The sequence below is a fragment of the Sphaerisporangium sp. NPDC004334 genome (assembly GCF_053602655.1).
This window is the reverse complement of sequence record NZ_JBSGDZ010000014.1, coordinates 47042-53624: the sequence shown is the minus strand read 5'-3', so window position 1 is coordinate 53624 and position 6583 is coordinate 47042. Positions and strand designations below refer to the sequence as shown.

Below are 6583 nucleotides of genomic sequence, written 5' to 3'. Positions count from 1 at the left end.
GCCTGGTGTCCGAGCAGGACTCCCTGGGACGCCTGGTGTCCGAGCAGGAGTCCCCGGGGCGTTTGGTGTCCGAGCAGGGGTCCTGCGGGCGGCCGGGACGGGAGTCCCCCGGGGTCAGGTGTCGGAGCAGGAGTCCTGCGTCGCGTCGATGCCCTTGAGGTCGTCCTCGGAGGTCGCGATCGGCTTGAGGCCCTTCCAGTCGGCGCCGATGACCAGCACGAGCCGCGCCGTCTTCACATCGGTGACCGGCAGGTTGCGCGAGAGCACGAGGTCGCCGGCGAGCGTCGGCACCCGGGTCTGCCCGTCGGCCGCGTATCTGATCGTCGTCTTGGCGTAGGGCTTCTTCTTCAGGTCGCCGACCTTCACGACGCTGTAGCCGCGCTGCTCCAGCGCCGCGGCGACCTGGGCTCCGAGGCCGCTGCGGTAGGTGCCGTTCTGCACCGAGATCTGGATCTTGGACTTCGGGATCCTGGTGGTCTGGCGCCCGGTCTTGACGTTCGAGCCCTTGATCTTGGTGTCGGTCGCCACCAGCCGGAAGAGCTGCCTGGCCTGCGGCTGGACCCACTCGACCCGGCCGGGCTGGGTGAGGGAGTAGCGCCACGGCGTCGTCACGAAGCGGATGTCACCGGCCGCGAGTCCCTGGGCGCTGGTCGCCAGGTCCTTCATGACGCCGACGGTGAGCTGGGGGTCGGTGGTGACGGACTTGGTGGCCGCGTCCAGGAAGTGGAACAGGCGGGCGGGGTCGGTGAGCGTGGCGCCGCTCATCGCCTTCTTGATCATCGAGGCGATGAACATCTGCTGCCGCTGGATGCGGCCGATGTCGGACCCGTCGCCCAGGCTGTAGCGGGCGCGCACGTAGCCGAGCGCCTCCTCGCCCTTGACGAGCTGGCGGCCGGCCTGCAGGTGCAGCATGGCCTTGACGTCGTTGATCGGCTTGGGCACGCAGATCTCGACGCCGCCGAGCGCGTTGACCATGCTCTTGAACCCGGTGAAGTCGACCTTGGCGAAGTGGTCGATGTGGATGCCGGTGAGCGACTCGATCGTCTTCCAGGTGCAGCCGATGCCGCCGAAGTTGAACGACTCGTTGATCATCCCGACGTGCGGGCGCTGGCCGGTCAGGCCGTTCTTGGGCGCGCAGGCCGGCAGTTGCACCAGCGAGTCGCGCGGGAAGCTGATGAGCAGCGCGTTGCCCCGGTCGGGCGAGATGTGTGCGAGGATGATCGTGTCGGTGCGCTCGCCGACTTCCCTGTGGCCGTACTTGACGTTCGCGCCCGCGCGGGTGTCCGAGCCGACGATCAGGATGTTCAGCGCCTTGCTCACCTTCGCGGGGCGGGTGCCGAGATCCTTGGCGTCGACGTTCACGTGCTTGATGTTGCCGCTCAGCTTGGTGTAGGCGCCGACCAGCGTCGCGCCCGCCGCGAGCGACACGCCCGCGACCGCCGCGACCAGGCACCACAGCCACGGTTTCCACAGTCCCTTGGCGCCACCCCGGGTCCCGCCCGGAGGCGGCTCCACGGGATGGGTAGGGCGCACATCGACAAGCCCGCCGTTCATTGTCCCCACGGAATGGCCAGGGCTGGTGGCCTCTGGCCACACGCCGACTACAGGCGCCGGATCCACCCGCCCGGCAAGCCGCGAGCCAGTCTAGCCATGGCCGTCATCTTTGTGGTGACGTGTCGCAGTATTCGCAGGAAATCATCGGTTTTGAGCTATTTTGACCGGCCGTTCGGCGGCGAGACGGCGGCCGAGCATCTGGGCTGGACGCTCGACGAAACGGTGGCTCAGGGCCGCACAGGCGACCACGGCGGAGAACAGCGCCGCCTCCCAGGCCAGCCGCACGCCGAGCGTCATCGCCGAGGGATCGACGGTGATCCGCCGGACGACCTGGAGCACCAGCGGGTGCAGCAGATAGATCGAGTAGCTGACAAGCCCCAGCCAGGCGAGCACGGGCGGAATGGCGCGCCGGCGCAGGGCGAGACCGGCGGCGAAGGTCAGCCAGGCCCCGATCATGGCGGTCGACCAGCTCCACTTGAACGCCTGCTGATCGGCCTCCGGCATGCCCCAGCCGGGCCCGAGCCACACCGCGGTGGCGACCGCCAGCACCGGCACCAGGCAGACCACCCAGCCCCACTGCGCGCGCAGGGCGGCCGAGCGCTCCATGTGGTGCAGCGCCGTGCCACCGAACATCGTCGCCATGATCGCCAGGCTCTGCCAGGCGCCCACCCTGCTGTTGAGGGCGAGCAGCGCCACGGCCAGGACGGCGAGGGCCAGTGCCCCGTGCCGCCGCACATCCGGGCGCCCGGACAGCACGGCGGCGAACCCGCCCGCCAGGACCGTCGCGGCGACGGCCACGGCCGCCTCCACGCCGAGCCCCCGTGACAGCAGCCCGGCGGGCACGAGCGCGCCCGCGATCGGCGCGCCCACCGCGAACGCCAGCGAGGCCCGGATTCCGGTCCCGCGCGCGCCCAGCACGAACATCGCCGTCACCAGCAGGTAGAAGGCCATCTCGTAGGACAGCGTCCAGAAGACGTTGACGACGCCCGGCACCCGCAGCAGGTCCTGCAGCATCGTGAGGTGCGCGAGCGCGGCGGTCCACGGCCGGTCGGCGATCTGGCCGGGCAGTGTGGTGTAGACCCCGGCGACCGCGAAGGCCGCGCCCGCCGCGGCGGCGAGCGCCCACAGCGGGTGTAGGCGGAACACACGCGTGATCCAGAAGGCACGGACGTCGCCGCGCCGCTCCAGCGAGATCGGTACGACATAGCCGCTGACCAGGAAGAACACCAGGACGCCGTACTGCCCGAAGTCGAACCAGGGGCTGATCACCCCGCGGATCTCCGGGAGCAGCGGGTCCAGCGAGTGCTCGAAGACCACCACCAGCGCGGCGAACCCGCGAAGGGCGTCCAGCCAGGACTGCCGCGTGCGACGCGGGGTCGGACGCGTGGTGGGCGGGGGCGGCGGGAGGGTCGCGACCTGCATTCGCGGCTGGCTACCCGCGATGCCCGCGGGTCTAACCCGGCCCCGGGAGTCTTCACCCCATGAGCGGCACGTCGTGGCCCGCCGGTCACCGTGCGGTCACCCGCGGGCGGCGCCCGCCCGGCGGACCGCCCGTCACCGTCCTGACGCCGGCGGGCGGCGCCCGCCCGTGACGGTCAGGTCATCCTGTGCGCGGCGCTCGGTCGTCAGCCGGGTGGCTTTTCGTGGGCGTGGTGCAGCAGGCCGGTGATGACGTTCTCCAGGGTGACGATGCCGGCCACCGTGCCGTCGTCGGCGGTGATCGCGGCGAGCTGCGCCCGGCGCCGGCGCATCGTCGCCAGCACGTCCGCCATGGTCGTCCGGCGGCCGACGTGCGGCAGTTCGCGGACCGGCAGCGGCTCGTCCGGCGCGTGGCCGTTGAGCGCGTCCAGGACGTGGAGGTAGCCGCCCAGCCGCCCGGCCGCCCCGCTCACCGGGAAGCGCGAGTGGCCGTACCGGCCGGCGTACTGCTCGAGCTCGGCCGCCCGGGTGGTGGCCGGCACGCTGACCACCTCGCCGATCGGCACCATGACCGACTCCACCGGCCGGGCGTACAGCGCCAGGGCGGCGATCATGCGGTCGTGCTCGTCCCGGTCCAGCAGCCGGTGCCGATGCGACTCCTGGATCAGCGCGGGCATCTCGTCGGAGGTGAAGACCGACCGCACCTCCTCGGTGCGCGGGATGCGCAGCGCCCGCAGCACGCCCGCCGCGATGGCGTTCACCACGACCAGCATCGGCCGGGTCGCGCGGGCGACGACGCGCAGGGTGGGCACCAGCCACAGGGCGGCGCGGTCGGGGCCCGACAGGGCGAGGTTCTTCGGCACCATCTCGCCGATGATCACGTGCGCGGACACCACGATGATCATGGCCAGGGCGAACGCCGTCGGGTGGACCAGACCGGGCGGCAGCCCGAGCGCGGCGAACAGCGGCTCCAGCGCGTGCGCGAGGACCGGCTCGCCGACGGCGCCCAGAGCCAGCGAGGCGAGGGTCACGCCGAGCTGCGCGGCGGCGAGCATCAGCGGCACGGCGTCCATGGCGGCCAGCACAGCCCGCGCCCGCCGGGAGCCCTCCTTGGCGGCCGGCTCGATCTGGGTGCGGCGCGCGGAGATCAGCGCGAACTCGGCGCCGACGAAGAACCCGTTGACCGTCAGCAGGACCACGATGGCCAGGGCGTCCAGAATGGTCATCGGTCCTCCTCCGCGTCCGGGGCGGTCAGCGTGATCTGCTCGATGCGGTGCCGGCGCACGGTGTCGGCCCTGAGCGTCCAGCCGTTCACCACCACGCTGTCCCCCGGGTCGGGCAGGCGGCCGAGCCTGCTGATCAGCAGCCCGGCGAGCGTCTCGTAGGGCCCCTCCGGCATCTGGAAGCCGGTGCGCTCCTCCACCTCGTGGCCGCGCAGCAACGCGGGGACGGCGATGGAGCGCCCGGGCGCGAGCAGGGCGCCCGTGGGCTCGTCCGAGCCCTCCTCGGGCAGGTCGTACTCGTCGGCGATGTCGCCGATCAGCTCCTCCGCCAGGTCCTCCACGGTGACGATGCCGGCGAAGCCGCCGTACTCGTCCACGACGACCGCCATCTCCCGGTGGGCCGTGAACAGGCGTTCCTGGACGGTCTCCAGGTCGAGCGTCTCGGGGACCAGCAGGGGAGGCCGCCGGATCGCCGCCACCAGGGTCGCGGCCCGCTCGGACTCGGGCACGGCGAAGGCGTCCACGACCGAGGCGACGCCCACGATGTCGTCCAGCTCGCCGCCGGACACCGGCAGCCGCAGGTGGCGTTCGCGCCGGGCCAGGGTCAGGAACTCGGCGACGGTGCCGGTGTCGGTCACGGTCACGCAGTCGGTGCGCGGGGTCATCGCCTCGGCGGCGGTGCGGTCGCCGAAGCTCAGCGCGCGGCGCAGCATGGCGGCGGTGGTGCCCGGCAGGGCGCCGGCCTCCGCGGACTGGCTCATCAGCAGGCTCAGCTCGTCGGGGGACCGGGCCGAGGCCAGCTCGTCCTGCGGCTCGGCCCCGAGCGCGCGCACCAGCGCGTTCGCGACCGCGTTGCATCCCTTGATCAGCGGGGCGAACACCGCGGAGAACGCCCGCTGCACGGGGACCGAGACGCGGGCCATGGCCATGGGGCGGGAGAAGGCGGCGTTCTTGGGCACCAGCTCCCCGAGCACCATCTGGCTCACCGTGGCGACGAGCAGGCCGAGCAGCGCGGCCACGCTCTCGGCGGCCCGGGCGGGCAGGCCGGGGACCAGCTCGACGAGCGGGCGCAGCAGATGCGAGATCGCGGGCTCGGCGATGACGCCGAGCAGCAGCGAGGTGATCGTGATGCCGAGCTGGGCGCCGGAGAGCTGGAAGGACAGGCGGCGCACCGCCGCCAGGATGCCCTGGGCACCCCGGTCGCCCGCCGCGGCGAGCCGCTGCACCTCGCTCCGCTCGACGGTCACCAGCGAGAACTCCGCCGCGACGAAGACGCCGTTGGCGATGACCAGCGCCAGCGCGCCCAGCAGGAAGATCCAATCGACGATCACGGTGTCGCCCTCCCGTGGAGCCGCTCCTTCCGTGGCTCGGACTCCACGCCATGTCCGGCTCTGGCCGGAACCGTACCGGCACGGCTCCGTGCTGGGAACGCCGGGCCCGGCGCCCGCGACCGCCGAGGGCCGGCGGCGGCCGGGCGAACCGGCGGCCGGCCTCCCCTAGGCACGGCGGCGCGCCGACCGGATACTACGCGCAGGCGAGCGACATCGGGGCCGTTGGGCGCAGGGGCGCGGAGGGACCGGTGAGGGCCGTCAGCGATGGCGATACGGGGCAGATACCAGGCAGGAGAGCAAGGCCGCCGCCTGGCGCGCACGACGGCCCGCCGTGGCCGGCCGCCGCAGGCCGAGGCGAACGGCTGAAGGAGGCAATGGTGCTCGGCAAGAAGCTCACCGAGGCACGCTGGACGCACATCGCCCTGCCCAGCGGCGACCTCGACAAGGCCATCGAGTTCTACACGACCATGACCCCGCTCGTGGTGGCCGCCAGGCACGAGGACAAGGACGGGCGCAACGCCTGGCTGTCCAACGACAAGCAGGTGGAGACGCCGTTCGTGCTGGTCCTGGTGGAGTTCGCCAAGGACAGGGGCCGCCGGCAGCCGCAACTGGCGCCGTTCGCGCATCTCGGCATGGAGGTGCCCACCCGCGAGGACGTCGACGAGATCGCCCGCCGGGCGCGCGAGCTCGGCTGCCTGCACTGGGAGCCGATGCGACTGCCGCCTCCCGTGGGCTACGTCTGCGCCCTGACCGATCCCGACGGCAACGTTGTGGAGATCTCTCACGATCAGAAGGTGTTCGAGGAAGTACGCACACTCTGGGCCGGCTGACTGCGGGCTCCGCCGTCCGCCGGTGGCGGTCCGCCGCGCGGCTTTGCGCCGAACGGCGGACGAGCGCGGAGTGAAGCGCTTCACTAGAGCTGGATTCCAGCACGGTCCACGATCGTCCGACGCGGCCCGGCCCCCGGGGCCGGTCCCGCGCACGAGAAGGAGTGCCATGCGCATCGCCCATATCGCGCCGTGCGTGCGCGGCCCGCCCCGGCGTCGCCCGTTCCGG

Annotated in this window: 5 protein-coding genes; 1 reads left to right on the top strand and 4 read right to left on the bottom strand. The window is 72.5% G+C overall.

The window, feature by feature from the left end:
* Nucleotides 1-114: 114 nt before the first annotated feature.
* From ACWEN6_RS19455 to ACWEN6_RS19440, 4 genes are all read right to left on the bottom strand, one after another.
* Entirely contained in the window at nt 115-1554 is a 1440-nt protein-coding gene (locus ACWEN6_RS19455) for an LCP family protein (RefSeq protein WP_452571526.1), read from the bottom strand.
* A 141-nt stretch (nt 1555-1695) separates the two neighbouring features.
* Nucleotides 1696-2976: an acyltransferase family protein gene (locus ACWEN6_RS19450; protein ID WP_452571524.1), complete on the bottom strand. Its 1281-nt coding sequence runs from the start codon at nt 2974-2976 to the stop codon at nt 1696-1698.
* A gap of 203 nt (nt 2977-3179) precedes the next feature.
* The gene (locus ACWEN6_RS19445; RefSeq protein ID WP_452571522.1) at nt 3180-4199 is read right to left on the bottom strand and encodes a hemolysin family protein; all 1020 of its coding nucleotides are present in this window, start codon (nt 4197-4199) and stop codon (nt 3180-3182) included.
* Nucleotides 4196-5527: a hemolysin family protein gene (locus ACWEN6_RS19440; RefSeq protein ID WP_452571520.1), complete on the bottom strand. Its 1332-nt coding sequence runs from the start codon at nt 5525-5527 to the stop codon at nt 4196-4198. Before ACWEN6_RS19440 ends, ACWEN6_RS19445 begins: the two co-directional genes overlap by 4 nt.
* A gap of 374 nt (nt 5528-5901) precedes the next feature.
* On the opposite strand from ACWEN6_RS19440, the gene ACWEN6_RS19435 reads away from it, so the two are divergent.
* Nucleotides 5902-6357, top strand: coding sequence for a VOC family protein (locus ACWEN6_RS19435; RefSeq protein ID WP_380830155.1), 456 nt, complete (start codon nt 5902-5904; stop codon nt 6355-6357).
* The last annotated feature ends 226 nt before the right edge of the window (nt 6358-6583 follow it).

Coding starts and splice junctions, on each gene's coding strand:
- ACWEN6_RS19450 (WP_452571524.1), bottom strand. CDS start 2,976: ATGCAGGTCGCGACCCTCCCGCCGCCCCCGCCCACCACGCGTCCGACC.
- ACWEN6_RS19445 (WP_452571522.1), bottom strand. CDS start 4,199: ATGACCATTCTGGACGCCCTGGCCATCGTGGTCCTGCTGACGGTCAAC.
- ACWEN6_RS19455 (WP_452571526.1), bottom strand. CDS start 1,554: ATGAACGGCGGGCTTGTCGATGTGCGCCCTACCCATCCCGTGGAGCCG.
- ACWEN6_RS19435 (WP_380830155.1), top strand. CDS start 5,902: ATGGTGCTCGGCAAGAAGCTCACCGAGGCACGCTGGACGCACATCGCC.